Source organism: Streptomyces sp. F001 (assembly GCF_004187715.1).
GTDB classification, from domain to species: domain Bacteria; phylum Actinomycetota; class Actinomycetes; order Streptomycetales; family Streptomycetaceae; genus Streptomyces; species Streptomyces flavusporus.
Genome location: NZ_QZWF01000001.1, coordinates 1,516,092 through 1,532,774, shown reverse-complemented (window position 1 = coordinate 1,532,774; position 16,683 = coordinate 1,516,092). Strand labels below are relative to the sequence as shown.

Here is a 16,683-nt window from a genome sequence, read left to right as displayed (position 1 = left end):
GGTCGGCCGCCATGGATCTCGAGACCTTCCGCAAGCTGGCCACCGACCGCCGTGTCATCCCCGTCACGCGCAAACTCCTCGCCGACGGCGACACCCCGGTCGCGCTCTACCGCAAGCTCGCCGCCGAGCGCCCCGGCACCTTCCTCCTGGAGTCCGCGGAGAACGGCCGCGCCTGGTCCCGCTACTCCTTCATCGGCGTGCGCTCCGCCGCCACCCTCACCGAGCGCGACGGTCAGACCCACTGGCTCGGCACCCCGCCGGTCGGCGTCCCGGCCGAGGGCGATCCGCTCGCCACCCTGCGCGCCACGATCGAGGCCCTGCACACACCGCACCAGGACGGCATGCCGCCCTTCACCGGAGGCATGGTCGGCTACCTCGGATACGACATCGTGCGCCGCCTGGAGAAGATCGGCCCCGGCGAGCGGGACGACCTGAAACTGCCCGAGCTGACCATGCTCCTGACCAGCGACCTCGCGGTGATGGACCACTGGGAGGGCTCGGTCCTGCTGATCGCCAACGCGATCAACCACAACGCCCTCGACACGGGCGTGGACGAGGCGTACGAGGACGCCGTGGCCCGCCTGGACGCCATGGAGGCGGACCTGTCACGCGCGGTCGCCCAGCCCCCGGCCGCGCTCCCGCCGTCCGAACTGCCCGAGTACAGCGCGCTGTGGGGCGGCCCCGACTTCCAGGAGGCCGTCGAGGACATCAAGGAGCGCATCCGGGCCGGCGAGGCGTTCCAGGTCGTCCCCTCGCAGCGGTTCGAGACACCGTGCACGGCGAGCGCGCTGGACGTGTACCGGGTACTGAGGGCGACCAACCCGTCGCCGTACATGTACCTGCTCCGCTTCGAGGGCTTCGACGTCGTCGGCTCGTCCCCCGAGGCGCTGGTCAAGGTCGAGGGCGGGCAGGCCATGGTCCACCCCATCGCCGGCACCCGGCACCGCGGCGCCACCCCGCAGGAGGACCAGGCCCTCGCCGACGAACTGCTCGCCGACCCCAAGGAGCGCGCCGAGCACCTGATGCTCGTCGACCTCGGCCGCAACGACCTCGGGCGGGTCTGCGAGCCCGGCTCGGTGGAGGTCGTCGACTTCATGTCCGTCGAGCGGTACTCGCACGTCATGCACATCGTCTCGACGGTGACCGGACGCGTCGCGGCCGACCGCACCGCCTTCGACGTGCTCACGGCCTGCTTCCCGGCCGGCACCCTCTCCGGGGCGCCCAAGCCGCGCGCCATGCAGATCATCGACGAACTGGAGCCGTCCCGCCGGGGCCTGTACGGCGGCTGTGTCGGCTACCTCGACTTCGCCGGCGACTCCGACACCGCCATCGCCATCCGTACGGCCCTGCTGCGCGACGGCACGGCCTACGTCCAGGCCGGCGCGGGCATCGTCGCCGACTCCGACCCGGTCGCCGAGGACACCGAGTGCCGCAACAAGGCGGCGGCAGTACTGCGCGCGGTGCACACGGCGAACCGGCTGGGCCGGCAGGACGCGAACCCTCCGGCGCAATGGGGCGCTTCTCACTGAACCCCGGGTGACGGTTCGCCCGCGGTTCAGGCGATAGTTGGGTACGTGACTGCTGTTCCTCACCCCCGTTCCGAAGCCGCGGGTTCCGTCCGGTCCGGCCGCATGAGTCTCGCCGTGGCACTGCTGGCCGGTGCGCTCGGCGCGGCCGTGGCGTTGCTGGCGACCCGGCAGCAATGGTCGGAGGGCACCGCCACGGTGGCCGGCGGCCCCTTCCCGCTGACCGCCAAGGGCAGCGAGGTCACGGGCGTCCCCGCGGCCCTCGCCATAGTGGGCCTCGCCGCGCTCGTCGCCGTCTTCGCCGTCCGCCGCGCCGGTCGCCTCGCCGTGTCCGCGCTGCTCACGCTGTGCGGCGTCGGCACCGTCGCCGCAGCCCTGTCCGGCGCCTCCGACAGCTCCGCACTGGACGAGAAGGCCGCGCAGGCCTCCGGCGACACGGCCGCCACCGTGGAAGCGCTCACCCACACCGCGTGGCCGTACGCCGCAGCCGTGGGCGGCGCCCTGATCCTCCTCGCCGGGCTGCTCGCCCTGCGCTACGGCCGGCTGTGGCCCGCGATGTCCGGCCGCTACGAGCGCAGCGGCGCCCCCCGGCCACGCCGTACGGCCCCCGTCGTCGACCCCGACCGGCCCGAGGACGTGTGGAAGGCGCTCGACCGGGGCGAGGACCCGACCGGCACCGAACCGGCGTAGCGGGCGGGCCCCGGCCACCGGTCCCGATGTGGCGAAACAGACGTCCCGGCGGGGCGACCCCCGCGCACGTCACCCGCGCGCGTACGGGACAATGGGCGACAGACATCAGGCTCACACACCCACACCGCAACGAGGAGCAAGCAATGGCGGGCAGCAGCCACGGTCACGGACACACCCCGGCCGCCTGGACCGGTTCCATCATCATCTTCATCGGTTTCTGCGTCGCGGGCGTCTTCATGGTGGGGGACAACCCGCTCGGCTTCTGGGGCGGCATGGCGATCGTGGCGCTGGGAGGTGTCATCGGCGCGATCATGAGTGCGATGGGCCTCGGCCAGCCGAAGGCGAAGCCCCTCAGGATGGTCCAGTCCGCGACGACGGCGACGGCGGCGCCCAGGGCGACGCGTGAGCCGGTGGCCGCCGAGAGCTGAGCCCGTACGGCTGTCCCGTGCGACCTCGTCGAGGGGCGGCCCGGCATTCCCGCCGGGCCGCCCCTGACGCGTGTTCGGGGCCCGCGCGGGGCACAATGCGAGGCGTGAACGCCGACAGCCGGCGCATGCCGACGCCCTCCGCACCCGTATTCGGGCGCCTGGCCGCGCCCGCAGGAGTCCTGGCGGCCGTCGCCGGGGCGTTCGCGTACGTGGGGGCCGTGGACCCCAACGAGCCCGGTCACTACCCCGTCTGCCCGCTCCTGCAGTACACCGGCCTCTACTGCCCCGGCTGCGGCGGCCTGCGCAGCGCGCACGCCGTCGTGCACGGGGACATCGCGGCGGCGCTCCAGGCCAACGCCCTGGCCGTGGCCGGCTGTCTGCTCTTCGCCCTGGGGTGGACCCTCTGGACGGTCCGGGCGGCGCGGGGCCGTCCCCTGCGGATCGATCTCCGACCGGCGCAGGCGTGGACCGTGGGAGCCCTGCTGCTGGTCTTCACGGTTGTCCGGAACCTGCCCTTCGGCGGCTGGCTGCACCCTTGATCGACGGGTAAACGTCCAGGTAGTGGGACCGCCGTCAACCGGATGCGAGGACTACGCCTTCCTCCGGATACCATCGCAGTGACCACCGGTTTCGCCTTCGGTACCGCCTCCGGCTCGGCTGATGAGGCAGCCGCGGGCAGAGGCCCAAGCGCTTTATCAGTCAACCGTCTGGAAGGGGGCCGCTCGCGTGAGTGTGCTCGACGAGATCATCGACGGAGTGCGGGCCGACCTCGCGGAGCGGCAGGCGCGCGTGAGCCTCGACGAGCTCAAGGAGCGCGCGGCGAAGGCGCCCGCCGCCAAGGACGGTCTGGCCGCCCTGCGCGGCGACGGCGTCAAGGTGATCTGCGAGGTCAAGCGCTCCAGCCCCTCCAAGGGTGCGCTGGCGGCGATCGCCGACCCGGCCGGCCTCGCGGCGGACTACGAGGCGGGCGGCGCGGCCGTCATCTCCGTCCTCACCGAACAGCGCCGCTTCGGCGGTTCCCTGGCGGACCTGGAGGCGGTCCGCGCGCGCGTGGACATCCCCGTCCTGCGCAAGGACTTCATCGTCACCTCCTACCAGCTGTGGGAGGCCCGGGCCTACGGCGCCGACCTCGCGCTGCTGATCGTCGCGGCCCTCGACCAGCCCGCGCTGGAGTCCCTCATCGAGCGGGCGGTGTCCATCGGGCTCACGCCGCTCGTCGAGGTGCACGACGAGGACGAGGTCGACCGCGCGGTGGACGCCGGCGCCAAGCTCATCGGCGTCAACGCGCGCAACCTGAAGACGCTGGAGGTCGACCGCGGCACGTTCGAGCGGCTCGCCCCGGACATCCCGGTCGGCATCGTCAAGGTGGCCGAGTCCGGCGTCCGCGGCCCGCACGACCTCATCGCCTACGCCAACGCCGGCGCCGACGCGGTCCTGGTCGGCGAGTCCCTGGTCACCGGCCGCGACCCCAAGACGGCCGTCTCCGACCTGGTGGCGGCCGGCGAGCACCCTGCGCTGCGGCACGGCCGAGGCTGATCTCCCGCTAGGCTTGGGCCCGATGACTCTCCCGATCACCCTGGCGACGAGGGACCCGTACGCCCGCCTCGCGCGCGGCTGCCGTCCCCGTGGCTGCCGCGCGCCCGCGCGCAGGGTGCACGGACGCCGGGTGCGTTACGTGATCGGTGATGAGCCGGGGCAAGTCAACGGCATGCGATGGCAGCAGCCAACCTTCAGGGGCGCGGGGAACTGCGCGACAAGCCACAGTCGGCCTGCGGCCGCCTGACAAAGCCCCGCCCCCACGGCGATTAGTGCAAACAACACACTCACCGTGAGGTTTCCGTATGCCCAGCGACTTCTTCATCCCCGACCCGGAGGGTCAAACCCCCAGCGCCGAAGGCTACTTCGGCGCGTTCGGCGGCAAGTTCATCCCGGAGGCCCTCGTCGCCGCCGTGGACGAGGTGGCCGTCGAGTACGACAAGGCCAAGCACGACCCCGAGTTCGCCCGCGAGCTCGACGACCTGCTCGTCAACTACACGGGCCGCCCGTCGGCGCTCACCGAGGTCCCTCGTTTTGCCGCGGAAGCGGGTGGTGCCCGGGTGTTCCTCAAGCGCGAGGACCTCAACCACACCGGCTCCCACAAGATCAACAACGTGCTCGGGCAGGCCCTGCTGACCAAGCGCATGGGCAAGACCCGCGTCATCGCCGAGACCGGCGCCGGCCAGCACGGCGTGGCGACGGCGACGGCCTGCGCGCTGTTCGGGCTCGAGTGCACCATCTACATGGGTGAGATCGACACCCGCCGTCAGGCCCTCAACGTGGCCCGGATGCGCATGCTCGGCGCCGAGGTCATCGCCGTGAAGTCCGGCAGCCGGACGCTCAAGGACGCCATCAACGAGGCGTTCCGCGACTGGGTCGCCAACGTCGACCACACCCACTACCTGTTCGGCACCGTCGCCGGGCCCCACCCCTTCCCGGCCATGGTCCGCGACTTCCACCGCGTCATCGGCGTGGAGGCCCGGCGCCAGCTCCTTCAGCGGGCCGGCCGGCTCCCCGACGCCGCCATCGCCTGCGTCGGCGGCGGCTCCAACGCCATCGGTCTCTTCCACGCCTTCATCCCGGACACCGACGTCCGCCTCATCGGCTGCGAGCCCGCCGGACACGGCGTCGAGACCGGCGAACACGCGGCCACCCTGACCGCGGGAGAGCCCGGCATCCTGCACGGTTCACGGTCGTACGTCCTCCAGGACGACGAGGGCCAGATCACCGAGCCGTACTCGATCTCGGCCGGACTGGACTACCCCGGTATCGGCCCCGAGCACTCCTACCTCAAGGACATCGGCCGCGCCGAGTACCGCGCCGTCACCGACGACGCGGCGATGCAGGCGCTGCGCCTGCTGTCGCAGACCGAGGGGATCATCCCGGCGATCGAGAGCGCCCACGCGCTGGCCGGTGCCCTGGAGGTCGGCAGGGAGCTGGGCAAGGACGGGCTGATCGTGGTCAACCTGTCCGGGCGCGGCGACAAGGACATGGACACGGCCGCCCGTTACTTCGGCCTGTACGACACCGACGCCGAGGTCGCCGCCGATGCAGGCGGCGGCGCCGCCGAGATCCAGGGGGACGCCAAGTGAGCGGCAACATCCAGCTGTTGACGGACACCCTCGCCGCCGCCAGGGCCGAGGGCCGCTCCGCCCTCATCGCCTACCTCCCGGCCGGCTTCCCGACCGTGGACGGCGGCATCGAGGCGGTCAGGGCCGTCCTCGACGGCGGCGCCGACATCGTGGAGGTCGGTCTGCCGCACAGCGACCCCGTCCTCGACGGCCCCGTCATCCAGACCGCCGACGACATCGCCCTGCGCGGCGGAGTCAGGATCGCCGACGTGATGCGGACGGTCCGCGAGGCCCACGAGGCCACCGGCAAGCCGATCCTCGTCATGACGTACTGGAACCCCATCGACCGCTACGGCGTCGAGCGCTTCACCGCCGAGCTCGCCGAGGCGGGCGGGGCCGGATGCATCCTGCCCGACCTGCCCGTGCAGGAGTCGGCGCTGTGGCGGGAGCACGCCGAGAAGCACGGCCTCGCGACGGTCTTCGTCGTGGCGCCCAGCAGCAAGGACAAGCGGCTCGCCGAGATCACCAGGGCGGGCAGCGGCTTCGTCTACGCCGCCTCCCTGATGGGCGTCACCGGCACCCGGGAGACCGTGGGCGCGCAGGCCCAGGATCTGGTGCAGCGCACCCGCGCCACCACCGACCTGCCCGTCTGCGTCGGCCTCGGCGTCTCCAACGCCGCCCAGGCCGCCGAGGTCGCCGGCTTCGCCGACGGCGTGATCGTCGGCTCCGCCTTCGTCAAGCGGATGCTGGACGCCCCGGACCACGCGGCCGCCATCGAGGCCGTCCGCGGGCTCGCGGGTGAGCTGGCCAAGGGCGTACGCGGACAGGTGCTTACGGAAAGCTGACAGGCGTATCAGAAAATCGGTCACTCGAACGAGTGGACCTGGGGCCGGGGAGGCGCGGTGCGCCTCCCCGGTTCGTTCTGCGGGGTGTGAGCGAGAAGAACCGTGACGGAAAGCGCACCGCCCGGGAGCGGCTGGCGGTCGAGCGTGAGAAGCAGAAGGCCGCGGAGAAGCGAAGGCGGACGCTGATCGTGGGCGCGGCAGTCGTCTGCGTCCTGGGCCTTGCGGCGGTGATCGGCGTGATCGCCGCGAACGCCGGCAAGGACGAAGGCGACGACAGCGCGGGCCCGGTCGTGGCCCCCTCGGGGGCGAACGGCGACGACAACCTCGTCATCCCGGTCGGCCGGGAGGACGCGAAGTCGACGCTCACGATCTGGGAGGACTTCCGCTGCCCGGCCTGCAAGTCCTTCGAGACGAAGTACCGCTCGACGATCCACGAACTGACGGACGCCGGGCAGCTGAGAGCGGAGTACCGGCTGGCCACGATCATCGACGGCGGCATGGGCGGCAGCGGCTCCCGCAACGCGGCCAACGCCGCGGCCTGCGCCCAGGACGTCGGCAAGTTCGTCGCGTACCACGACGTGCTGTACGACAACCAGCCGCCGGAGACCGACGACGCCTTCGGGGACAACGCCAGGCTCATCGAGCTGGCTGGCAAGGTGCAGGGCCTGAACACCCCCGCCTTCCGCAGGTGTGTGGAGGACGGCACCCACAACAGCTGGGTCGACAAGTCCGCCGAGGCCTTCACCAAGGGCGGCTTCTCGGGCACGCCGACCGTGCTGCTCAACGGCAAGAACATCTTCGAGGACCAGTCGATGACGCCCGCGAAGCTGAAGCAGCAGGTGCAGGAGGCCGCGCAGGGGTGAGACGCGGGCCGCTGCTCGTTATGGAGCCGTAGCCGGGCCGCCCGCCGTCGGGTGTGTCCGGCAGGGTAGCGTCGACCCTGCCATGGAACTTGCCTACATTCCCAGCCCGTCGCGCGGAGTGCTGTACCTCGGCCCCATTCCGCTGCGCGGCTACGCGTTCTGCATCATCATCGGTGTCTTCGTGGCCGTGTGGCTCGGCAACAGGCGCTGGATCGCCCGCGGCGGACGGCCCGGAACGGTTGCCGACATCGCGGTCTGGGCCGTTCCGTTCGGCCTGATCGGCGGCCGGCTCTACCACGTGGTCACGGACTACCAGCTGTACTTCAGCGAGGGCCGTGACTGGGTGGACGCCTTCAAGATCTGGGAGGGCGGCCTGGGCATCTGGGGTGCGATCGCATTCGGTGCGCTGGGCGCATGGATCGGCTGTCGCCGTCGCGGTATCCCGCTGCCCGCGTACGCCGATGCCGTCGCCCCCGGTATCGCCCTCGCGCAGGCGATCGGGCGCTGGGGCAACTGGTTCAACCAGGAGCTGTACGGGCGGGAGACCGACCTCCCCTGGGCGGTGCACATCACGTCCACGGCGGACGGCCGGGTGCCGGGGTACTACCACCCGACGTTCCTGTACGAGTCCTTGTGGTGCATCGGCGTCACGGTGCTGGTGATCTGGGCCGACCGCCGCTTCAAGCTGGGCCACGGCCGCGCGTTCGCCCTGTACGTCGCCTCGTACTGCGCCGGCCGCTTCTGGATCGAGTACATGCGCGTCGACGACGCCCACCACATCCTGGGCCTGCGGCTGAACAACTGGACCGCGCTGCTGGTGTTCCTGCTCGCCGTGGTCTACATCGTGCTGTCGGCCAGGAAGCGGCCGGGCCGGGAGGCCGTGGTGGAGCCGGCTGCCGCCGACGGGGGCAACGAGGGCGACGGTGAGCCCGAGGTCGAGGACGGGGCCGATGCGAAGTCCGAGGTCGAGGACGGGGCCGGGTCCACGAAGAAGACGTGACGATCGGTCGTACGTCTCATACGTCGATGAGGGCGCTCGGAGTTTTCCGGGCGCCCTCGTTCGTGCCGAGGACCGGGACTCAGTGGCGGTGGGCCAGGGACAGGGTTCGGTTCGCCGCTGTGACGACCGCCGCGTCGATGAACGTTCCGTCGGGCAGGGCCTGCGCGCCCCGGTTGGTGGCCGCTGCCTTGACGATGGTTTCGGCTTTCTCGATCTCCTCCTGTGTCGGGAGGTAGGCCCGCTCGATGACCGGAAGCTGGCGCGGGTGGATGGCGGCGCGGCCCAGGAAGCCCAGGGCCCGGCCGTGGGCGCAGCTCGCCGCCAGGCCGTCGAGGTCGCGGGTGTCGGGGTGGACGGACTGGGACGGGGGCGGCAGGCCCGCCGCGCGTGCGGCGACGACGACGCGGGAGCGGGACCAGTCCAGGCCGCTGTCGGCGCGTACGCCCAGGTCGGCTTTGAGGTCCGCCTCGCCCAGAGCGATACCGCGCAGGGACGGGTGCGCGCGGGCGACGGCGTGGGCGTGCTCGATGCCCAGCGCCGTTTCCAGGAGGGCGTACAGGGGAGGTGCCGCGTCGGCGGCCGTGGACTCGGCCACCTGCACGACCTGCCGGGCCGACGTCACCTTCGGCAGGCGCAGGCCCGACAACCCCGGGAGCGAGGCCACCGTTTTCAGGTCGGCCGCCGCCAGGGGTGTGCCCACGGCGTTCACACGGACGTGCACCGGCACCGGCTGGGCCTCGGAGAGAAGCTCCGCGGTGGCCGCGCGGGCGTAGTCCTTGCGGTCCGGAGCGACCGCGTCCTCCAGGTCGATCACGACGACATCGGCGCCACAGGCGAGGGCCTTCGTGACGATGCGCGGGCGGTCACCGGGAACGTACAGCCAGGTCAGCGAGATCACAGCGCGCCCTCCGTGCGCAGCGCCGTCAACTCGGCCGGGGTCAGGCCCAGTTCGGTGAGGACCGCGTCCGTGTCCGCGCCGTGCGGGCGGCCCGCCCAGCGGATCGCGCCGGGAGTGGCGGAGAGACGGAAGAGGACGTTCTGCATGCGCAGCGGGCCCAGATCGGGGTCGTCGACCGTGGTGATCGTGCCGAGGGCCGCGTACTGCGGGTCCGTCATCACGTCGCGTACGTCCTGGATCGGTGCCACCGCCGCTTCCGCCTTCTCGAAGGCGGCCAGGACCTCGGTCCGGGTGCGTTGCGCGATCCAGTCGCCCACCGCCTTGTCGAGGACGTCGCAGTGGCGGGCCCGTCCGTCGCCCGTGGCGAACCATGGTTCGTCGATCAGGTCGGGGCGGCCGACCAGGCGCATCACACGTTCCGCCACCGACTGGGCCGAGGTCGAGACGGCGACCCAGGTGCCGTCGGCGGTGCGGTAGGTGTTGCGCGGAGCGTTGTTCTGGGAGCGGTTGCCGGTGCGGGGCTGGATGTGGCCGAGCTGGTCGTACCAGGTCGGCTGGGGGCCCAGCACCGTCAGGATCGGTTCGATGATCGCCATGTCGACGACCTGGCCCTCGCCGGTGCGGTCGCGGGCGGCGAGGGCGGTCAGCACCGCGTACGCCGTCGCCAGGCCCGCGATCGAGTCGGCCAGGCCGAAGGGCGGGAGGGTGGGCGGCGCGTCCGGTTCGCCGGTGATCGCGGCGAAGCCGCTCATCGCCTCGGCGAGGGTGCCGAAGCCGGGGCGGTGCGCGTACGGGCCGAACTGGCCGAAGCCGGTGACGCGGGTGAGTACCAGGCGGGGGTTGGCGTCCGACAGTTCCGGCCAGCCGAGGTCCCACTTCTCCAGGGTGCCGGGGCGGAAGTTCTCGATGATGACGTCCGCGGTGGCGGCGAGGCGGAGAAGGGTGGCGCGGCCGCCGGGCTTGGAGAGGTCGAGGGTGATGGTGCGCTTGTTGCGGCCGAGGATTTTCCACCACAGTCCGATGTCGTCCTTGGCCGGACCGTGGCCTCGGGAGGGGTCGGGCCTGGTGGGGTGCTCGATCTTGACGACCTCCGCGCCGAAGTCGCCGAGCATGGTGGCGGCGAGGGGACCGGCGAAGAGGGTGGCCATGTCGAGGACGCGAAGACCGGTCAGGGGCGGGGTGCTCATGGGGTCATGGGCGGAGGGCCTCCAGGTGGGTCAGGTGGGCCAGGGTGTCGAAGCCGGTGCCGTTGAAGTCGCCGACGGTGGTGGACAGGCGGTTCTTCAGCGGGCTGGTCCAGCGGTCGGGGAGAGCGGCGGGGGTGCCGACGAGGAGGGCGGCGATGCTGCCGGCCGTCGCGCCGTTCGAGTCGGTGTCCCAACCACCGGACACCGCACGGCAGATGGAGCCCGTGAAGTCGCCGTCCGCGTGGGTGAGGGCGGCGGCGATCAGGGCGGTGTTGGGGATGGCGTGAACCCAGTGGTGGTCGGCGTGGCGGGCGTGGAGTTCGTCCACGACCGTGTCGAAGTCCTCGTGGGATTCGGCCAGTTGGATGGCGTGGTGGACGGCGTCGGCCAGGCGGGAGTGCGGAGGGACGACGGAGAGGCCGGTGCGCAGGCTGGTGTGGATGCCCGTGGTGCCGGTGGCCGCGGTGGCGATGGTGGCGGCGGTGAACATCGCTGCGTAGACGCCGTTGGCGGTGTGGGTGAGGGTGGCGTCCCGGTGGGCCTGTTCGGCAGCGGCGGCCGGGTCGCCGGGGTTGGTCCAGCCGTGGATGTCGGCGCGGATCAGGGCGCCGATCCATTCGCGGAAGGGGTTGCGGTGGCGGGCGGTGTGCGGGGGTTCGATGCCGGTGAGGAGGTTGCGGTAGGCGATGCGTTCGGCGGTGAAGGTGCGGCCGGCGGGGAGTTCGTCCAGCCAGAGGGTGGCTACGTCCGTGGTGGTGAAGTTTCTGCCGTGGCGTTGGAGCAGGAGGAGGTTGAGGAGGGGGTAGTTGAGGTCGTCGTCCTCGGGCATGCCGTCGATGTTCTCGGCGAGGGAGGTGTGGGCCGAGCGGCGGTTCCAGGGGTGCGTGGACAGGAGGTCGGAGGGGACCCCCTGGGCGGTGAAGTAGGTGGTGAGGGGCCAGTTGCCGGTTGCTTGGGCTAGTTGACGGATGGCGGTGAGGGGGAGTTTTTCGACTGGTTTGCCCAGGAGGCAGCCGACGGCTCTGCCGAGCCAGGCGGCTTCCAGGCTGGCCTGGGTGGGGCTGGGGTCGGGGCGGGTACGCTGCCCGGCGCTGGCGGGGTGCCTCCCCAGAGGGGGGACCCCAGCGCCCACCCTCCCCACTCTCGGCTTCGCTCGAGCGGGGGGACCCCCATCGCCCTGGGGGTCCCCCCAGGCCCTTCAGGCACTGGGGGAGGCACGAATGCCCGCGGACTGACGGCATGTGCCGGCCAGTGGGGACACAGAGCCCTGATCTTCGACAGGTCCGTTGGCTCGGTTTCCGTCAAGCTGCTGGGCAGGTCGGCCAGTTCGTCCAGGAGGTCTTCTGCCAGTTGGCGCAGGTAGCGTGAGGCCGGTTGGGGGGAGGCGCCTGCGCGGTGGGGGGACTTCGGGCCGCCCGCTGCCTCCCAGCGCTTTGCGATCGCTGTGGGTTCGCGGCCGTCCTGGTGTGCCTGGCGGATCTCGTGGCCGATCAGGTCCTCCGGTTGGACCCAGGTCAGTCGGAGCATGCGGTGCCTCCCAGCGCAGTGAACATCTGCTCGTGGGTACGGCGCCGGCGTACGTCCCGTTTGAAGATCTCCCGGGTGACTTCGGTCAGAGTGCGGGCCGGTTCCCAGAGGTCGAGGCGGCTGGCCTCGGCGACCGTCTTCGACCAGTCCTCCGGGACCGGTGAGCCCAGGGCGCCGGCCAGAGCGCCGGCCATCGTGGCGATCGAGTCGCAGTCGCGGCCGTAGTTCACCGAGCCGAGAACCGCCTGGCGGTAGTCGCCGCCCGCCACGACCAACATGCCCAGGGCAACGGGCAGTTCCTCGATCGAGTGGAGGCGCGAGGGGCGGCGGGCGCCCAGGGACGGGGCGCGGTAGTCGGGGCCCACGGTGTCGTACGGGGCCACCGCGTCGCGCAGCGGTGTCAGGGCCGACTCGAAGCCCCTGTGGTGGGACGCCACTTCGCAGACCTGCTCGATCGCCGCCCGTGTGCCGTCCTTCGCCAGCTCCAGGCATGTGGTCACCACCGAGTCCGGCGTCGCCCCCGGTGTGCACGCCGCGGCCACCGCCGCCGCGAAGACGCCCGCCGCCTCGCGGCCGTACGACGACTGGTGGGCGCCGGCGAGGTCGAGCGCCTCGGCGTAGGCGCCCGCCGGGTTGGCCGCGTTGACCAGGCCGACCGGGGCCATGTACATCGCGGCACCGCAGTTGACGATGTTGCCGACGCCCGCCTCCCGCGGGTCCACATGGCCGTAGTGGAGCCTCGCCACCAGCCACTTCTCCGCCAGGAAGATCCGGTGCAGGGGGAGTGCCTCCGTCTCCAGCTCCGGGATCCAGCGCGGGGTCGTCATCAGGTCGGGGACCAGGTGGTCGGCGATCGCGTAGGCGTCGAGGTGGTCGCGGACCTGCGCGTAGACCCGTACCAGCGCGTGCGTCAGCAGGGTGTCGTCGGTGACGTGGCCGTCGCCCTTGTGGTACGGGGCGATGGGGCGGGCGGTGCGCCAGTCGGCGCCGTTCCAGGGGCCGACGATGCCGTGGACGCGGCCGCCGTGGCGTTCGACGATCCGGTCGGGGGAGTAGCCCTCGACGGGGCCGCCGAGGGCGTCGCCGACGGCCGCGCCGACCAGGGCGCCGGCGATCCGGTCGTCGAGAGAGTGCGGACTGTGCGCTCGGCTTTCTTCTCCTTTGGGCGTCATGCCCCGAATCATCCTCCCGGTGGGGCCGGTTGTGCGGCTTCCAGGAGTTCGGCGAGTTCCACCAGGTCGGTGCCGTTGAGGCGAGGGAGGACACAGCCGGGCAGGGTGCGGCAGGTGTCGCGCCAGGACGCCGGGATCGCCGCGCCGCCGCCCAGCGCGCCGGTCAGGGCGCCCGCCAGGGCTGGGGCCGAGTCCGCGACCCGGGACAGACAGGCCGCCGCGGGCACCGCATCCCGGATGCGGCCGGCGGAGGCGGCGGCGAGGGCGAGGGCGACCGGGACCGTCTCGGCGGCGGCGATGCCGTAGCTGTAGACGTGGTCGACGATCTGGTGTTCCAGGAGGGGGACCAGGGCGAAGGCGCTCTCGGTGTCCGCCGCCAGCTTCAGCGCGTGGCGGGTGTTGCGGCCGATCTCCGTCTCCTCGGGCAGTTCGGCGAGCGCGGCGCTCACGCACGCGGCCGGTTCCGCACCGGTCAGGGCGAGCGCCACCGCGGCGGCCATCGCGCGGGCGCCGTGCACACCGTCGCCGTCCTGGGTGTAGCGGGCGTCGAACTCGGCGAGGGAGGCGGCGAGTACGGGGTCGCCGGGGTGGGCCACGGCGAGGACGCAGGCCCGGACGCAGGCCGCGTCGTCGAAGTAGTGCGGGTTGTCGTGGCCGGTGGCGGGCGGGCGCAGGCCGGCGGCGAGGTTGCCGAGGCCGGCCCGGACGGAGATACGGGCGCGCAGCGGCAGTACGGCGGACTCGATCTCTGGGGCGCGTTCGGCGGCCGCCGCCACTTCGCTCGCGACGGCGCTCCAGGTCAGGTCGATGGCGGCGCGTATCCGGCGGTCCCGGCTGAGATCGCCGAGGGTGCTGTCGTCGCCGGCCCGCAGTACCACCTCCGCCGCGAACACCGCCCACTCCGCGTCGTCGGAGGGGCCGAGGCGCAGCGGCTCCGGGGGCTGGTTGAGGGCGATGGGGACGGGGAGGGTGGTGGTCGCATTGTTCTCGGCGAAGGTGTCCAGCTCGCGGGTGAGGCGCCGGGTCCACTCGGCATCCGGGGCGGCCGGTGCCGGGCGGCCGGCCAGCCGGCGGGTCACCGGCGGCGAGGCCCAGCAGCATCCCCTCGACCCGGCGGCTCATGGCCGCACTCGTCCTCGTCGGCGGCGAGGACGTAGGCGGCGGGGTCGGAGGGCGGGGCGGCGTCGGCGCGCAGGGGGGCGGTGTCCCGTACGAGATCGGGGTCTTCCGCGGGATCACCGTGCGGTAGGGGGTCCCCGTTCCCCCCGACGTCCGCCTCTGGAGGCGTCAGCAGATCCGCCACGTCCAGCACGTGGTGGCCCGCCATCGACGGCAGACAGGTGCCCCGGGCCGGGCCGATGGCCGCCGCCCACTCGGCCGGGACGGCGCCGGCGCCCTGCGTCGCACCGGCCAGGGCGCCGGCGACCGCGGCGGTGGTGTCGGCGTCGCGCCCCATGTTGACGGCGGTGAGGACGGCCCCCTTGAAGTCGCCGTCGGCCGCGGCGTACGCGCCGAAGGCCAGGGCGACCGCCTCGGGCGCGAGGTCGGTCCAGGGGTAGCCGCCGATCACGACGGCGGAGCGGACCGCACGTTCGCCGCGGTGGGCGACGGCCACGGCCCGGCGCAGTGAGCGGGCCGTCCAGGAGTCGTCCGGGACGACGGCCAGGGCCGCGGCCACGACGGCGACCGTCGGGGCGCCCGCCATCGCCGCCGCGACCCCGGCCGCGACCGCCTGCCCGCCGTAGATGCCCTCGCCGTCATGGCTGACCGAGCCGTCGATCGCGACCAGCCGGGCCGCCTCGGCGGGGCGGCCCGCGGCGAACACCCCGAAGGGTGCCGCCCGCATGGCGAGGCCGTCGCTCCAGGCGTGCCGGTGCTGGGCGGAGATGGGCGCGGCGAGGCCGCGGCGGAGGTTCTCCAGCGTGCCGCGTTCGCTGAAGCCGGCGCCGCGGAAGGGCCCCTCGGCGCGGTCGGCGATCCAGGCGTGCCAGGCCGCCTCGGCGTGGGCGGGGGTGAGGGCGGAGCCGTGCCGGGCGAGCAGCAGGCCGGAGAAGATCGCGTACTCGGTGTCGTCCGTGCCCGACGGCTGGTCGGCGACGTAACCGGTGATGCGGCCCCAGCGGGCGCGGATCTCGGAGGGCTTCAGGTTCTCCGCGGGTGCGCCGAGGGCGTCGCCGACGGCGAGGCCGAGCAGGGCGCCGCGGGCCCGGTCGCGGAGTCCGGCGGTGTCCTCGCGAGCCGGGACCGAGGGAATGCAGGCGATCGATGCCATCGCGGCCTCCTCTCTTTGCGGATCTGTCCCCGGTGCGGTGTGCGGCGCAGCCTCATGGGCCTCAGCGTCACCCGGTCGACATCTGAGCGGAGCTTCGAACGGATGAGCAAGAAACGGTAAAACCGCAGGTTAGCCCAGCCTTTCCTTGCTGGCGGGCGGGAAATTCGCGACGTAGTCTGGGCGTTGTCGAAAAGTAGATCTCGTCCAAATTGACTTCCAGGGGGACTGGTATGGCCATCATCGAGACAGAGGCGGCGCTGCACGAGGCGCACCGCGACAACCACACGCACCGGGACGTGAACGGCGGCTGGCTGCGCCCCGCCGTCTTCGGCGCGATGGACGGCCTGGTCTCCAACCTCGCCCTGATGACCGGCGTCGCGGGCAGCGCGGTGAGTCAGCAGACCATCGTCCTGACCGGACTCGCGGGCCTCGCTGCCGGCGCCTTCTCGATGGCCGCCGGTGAGTACACCTCCGTCGCCTCGCAGCGCGAGCTCGTCGAGGCCGAACTGGACGTGGAGCGGCGCGAGCTGCGCAAGCACCCGAAGGACGAGGAGGCCGAGCTCGCGGCGCTCTACGAGGCGAGAGGCGTCCAGCCGGGACTGGCCCGGGAGGTCGCCCGGCAGTTGTCGAAGGATCCCGAGCAGGCGCTGGAGATCCACGCCCGCGAGGAACTCGGCATCGATCCCGGGGACTTGCCGTCGCCGCTGGTCGCCGCCGTGTCGAGCTTCGGCTCCTTCGCGCTGGGCGCCCTGCTCCCCGTACTGCCGTATCTGCTGGGAGCGACCGCGCTGTGGCCCGCCGTGCTGCTCGCGTTGCTCGGGCTCTTCGGGTGCGGTGCCGTAGTGGCCAAGGTGACCGCGCGGACCTGGTGGTACAGCGGGCTCAGGCAGCTCGCCCTGGGTGGCGCGGCGGCCGGTGTGACGTACGCCCTGGGCAGTCTGTTCGGAACGGCCGTAGGATAAAGCTGCTCGGACTTATGCGTCGGGCCGCATAAGTAGCCGTTACTTGCTGGTTTCGAATGCTTAACCGCGGGGCATGAGCCGTAAGCGCTGTGGGCAATGAGGCCTGCGGCGCACCCTCGGGGCGGCGACGCTGCTTCCCTGATCTTTCGGGTCGTCGGACACCGATCTGTCCGCTTTGGCCCCCATACCTCTGCCGCCTGTGTGCG

At 72.4% G+C, this 16,683-nt stretch carries 15 protein-coding genes and 2 pseudogenes; 10 read left to right on the top strand and 7 right to left on the bottom strand.

Annotated features, from left to right (window positions below; all coding sequences use genetic code 11):
• Window positions 1-11: 11 nt before the first annotated feature.
• The 9 genes from StrepF001_RS07075 (at window position 12) to lgt (ending at window position 8,459) form a co-directional block, all read left to right on the top strand.
• Window positions 12-1,529, top strand: coding sequence for an anthranilate synthase component I (locus StrepF001_RS07075; protein WP_129797375.1), 1,518 nt, complete (start codon window positions 12-14; stop codon window positions 1,527-1,529).
• A 45-nt stretch (window positions 1,530-1,574) separates the two neighbouring features.
• Entirely contained in the window at window positions 1,575-2,216 is a 642-nt protein-coding gene (locus StrepF001_RS07070) for a TIGR02234 family membrane protein (RefSeq protein WP_129797374.1), read from the top strand.
• 143 nt (window positions 2,217-2,359) lie between these two features.
• The gene (locus StrepF001_RS07065; protein WP_129797373.1) at window positions 2,360-2,644 is read left to right on the top strand and encodes an HGxxPAAW family protein; all 285 of its coding nucleotides are present in this window, start codon (window positions 2,360-2,362) and stop codon (window positions 2,642-2,644) included.
• 95 nt (window positions 2,645-2,739) lie between these two features.
• A complete protein-coding gene (locus StrepF001_RS07060; protein WP_129797372.1) occupies window positions 2,740-3,183 on the top strand; it encodes a DUF2752 domain-containing protein in 444 nt (147 codons plus the stop codon).
• Window positions 3,184-3,370: 187 nt separating this feature from the next.
• Window positions 3,371-4,180: an indole-3-glycerol phosphate synthase TrpC gene (gene trpC / locus StrepF001_RS07055; protein WP_129797371.1), complete on the top strand. Its 810-nt coding sequence runs from the start codon at window positions 3,371-3,373 to the stop codon at window positions 4,178-4,180.
• A 305-nt stretch (window positions 4,181-4,485) separates the two neighbouring features.
• Window positions 4,486-5,772 (top strand): tryptophan synthase subunit beta, encoded by a 1,287-nt coding sequence (trpB, locus tag StrepF001_RS07045; protein WP_129797369.1) that lies wholly within the window; start codon window positions 4,486-4,488, stop codon window positions 5,770-5,772.
• Window positions 5,769-6,596, top strand: a complete 828-nt coding sequence (gene trpA / locus StrepF001_RS07040; RefSeq protein ID WP_129797368.1) for a tryptophan synthase subunit alpha — start codon at window positions 5,769-5,771, stop codon at window positions 6,594-6,596. The genes trpB and trpA overlap by 4 nt, the downstream gene beginning before the upstream one ends.
• An 86-nt stretch (window positions 6,597-6,682) precedes the next feature.
• Window positions 6,683-7,459 carry a thioredoxin domain-containing protein gene (locus StrepF001_RS07035; RefSeq protein ID WP_165396166.1) on the top strand — a complete coding sequence of 259 codons (777 nt, stop codon included), beginning with the start codon at window positions 6,683-6,685 and terminating at the stop codon, window positions 7,457-7,459.
• A gap of 82 nt (window positions 7,460-7,541) precedes the next feature.
• Window positions 7,542-8,459, top strand: a complete 918-nt coding sequence (gene lgt / locus StrepF001_RS07030; protein ID WP_129797366.1) for a prolipoprotein diacylglyceryl transferase — start codon at window positions 7,542-7,544, stop codon at window positions 8,457-8,459.
• A gap of 79 nt (window positions 8,460-8,538) precedes the next feature.
• On the opposite strand, the gene StrepF001_RS07025 is transcribed toward lgt, so the two are convergent.
• The 7 genes and pseudogenes from StrepF001_RS07025 to StrepF001_RS07000 form a co-directional block, all read right to left on the bottom strand.
• Complete coding sequence (locus tag StrepF001_RS07025) at window positions 8,539-9,357, bottom strand: CoA ester lyase (protein ID WP_129797365.1); 819 nt, start codon at window positions 9,355-9,357, stop codon at window positions 8,539-8,541.
• Window positions 9,354-10,544: a CoA transferase gene (locus tag StrepF001_RS07020; RefSeq protein WP_129797364.1), complete on the bottom strand. Its 1,191-nt coding sequence runs from the start codon at window positions 10,542-10,544 to the stop codon at window positions 9,354-9,356. The genes StrepF001_RS07025 and StrepF001_RS07020 overlap by 4 nt, the downstream gene beginning before the upstream one ends.
• A 4-nt stretch (window positions 10,545-10,548) precedes the next feature.
• Window positions 10,549-11,655, bottom strand: coding sequence for an ADP-ribosylglycohydrolase family protein (locus StrepF001_RS07015; RefSeq protein WP_240797316.1), 1,107 nt, complete (start codon window positions 11,653-11,655; stop codon window positions 10,549-10,551).
• A gap of 131 nt (window positions 11,656-11,786) precedes the next feature.
• A pseudogene (locus StrepF001_RS47315) lies at window positions 11,787-12,071 on the bottom strand (ADP-ribosylglycohydrolase family protein); the annotation flags it as partial.
• Complete coding sequence (locus StrepF001_RS07010) at window positions 12,059-13,243, bottom strand: ADP-ribosylglycohydrolase family protein (protein ID WP_129797363.1); 1,185 nt, start codon at window positions 13,241-13,243, stop codon at window positions 12,059-12,061. The gene StrepF001_RS07010 and the pseudogene StrepF001_RS47315, both read right to left, overlap by 13 nt.
• An 8-nt stretch (window positions 13,244-13,251) precedes the next feature.
• Window positions 13,252-14,365, bottom strand: a pseudogene (locus tag StrepF001_RS07005) (ADP-ribosylglycohydrolase family protein).
• Window positions 14,319-15,515: an ADP-ribosylglycohydrolase family protein gene (locus StrepF001_RS07000; RefSeq protein WP_240797295.1), complete on the bottom strand. Its 1,197-nt coding sequence runs from the start codon at window positions 15,513-15,515 to the stop codon at window positions 14,319-14,321. Before StrepF001_RS07000 ends, StrepF001_RS07005 begins: the two are co-directional and overlap by 47 nt.
• Before the next feature lie 230 nt (window positions 15,516-15,745).
• Here StrepF001_RS07000 and StrepF001_RS06995 point away from each other — a divergent pair, with 230 nt between their 5' ends.
• Window positions 15,746-16,477 carry a VIT1/CCC1 transporter family protein gene (locus StrepF001_RS06995; protein WP_129797362.1) on the top strand — a complete coding sequence of 244 codons (732 nt, stop codon included), beginning with the start codon at window positions 15,746-15,748 and terminating at the stop codon, window positions 16,475-16,477.
• Window positions 16,478-16,683: the final 206 nt, after the last annotated feature.

What these genes read in the sequence shown, in the direction of transcription:
- StrepF001_RS07060 (WP_129797372.1), top strand. Translation starts at nt 2,740, where the DNA reads ATGCGAGGCGTGAACGCCGACAGCCGGCGCATGCCGACGCCCTCCGCA.
- lgt (WP_129797366.1), top strand. Translation starts at nt 7,542, where the DNA reads ATGGAACTTGCCTACATTCCCAGCCCGTCGCGCGGAGTGCTGTACCTC.
- StrepF001_RS06995 (WP_129797362.1), top strand. Translation starts at nt 15,746, where the DNA reads ATGGCCATCATCGAGACAGAGGCGGCGCTGCACGAGGCGCACCGCGAC.
- StrepF001_RS07065 (WP_129797373.1), top strand. Translation starts at nt 2,360, where the DNA reads ATGGCGGGCAGCAGCCACGGTCACGGACACACCCCGGCCGCCTGGACC.
- StrepF001_RS07010 (WP_129797363.1), bottom strand. Translation starts at nt 13,243, where the DNA reads ATGACGCCCAAAGGAGAAGAAAGCCGAGCGCACAGTCCGCACTCTCTC.
- trpB (WP_129797369.1), top strand. Translation starts at nt 4,486, where the DNA reads ATGCCCAGCGACTTCTTCATCCCCGACCCGGAGGGTCAAACCCCCAGC.
- StrepF001_RS07000 (WP_240797295.1), bottom strand. Translation starts at nt 15,515, where the DNA reads ATGGCATCGATCGCCTGCATTCCCTCGGTCCCGGCTCGCGAGGACACC.
- StrepF001_RS07020 (WP_129797364.1), bottom strand. Translation starts at nt 10,544, where the DNA reads ATGAGCACCCCGCCCCTGACCGGTCTTCGCGTCCTCGACATGGCCACC.
- StrepF001_RS07075 (WP_129797375.1), top strand. Translation starts at nt 12, where the DNA reads ATGGATCTCGAGACCTTCCGCAAGCTGGCCACCGACCGCCGTGTCATC.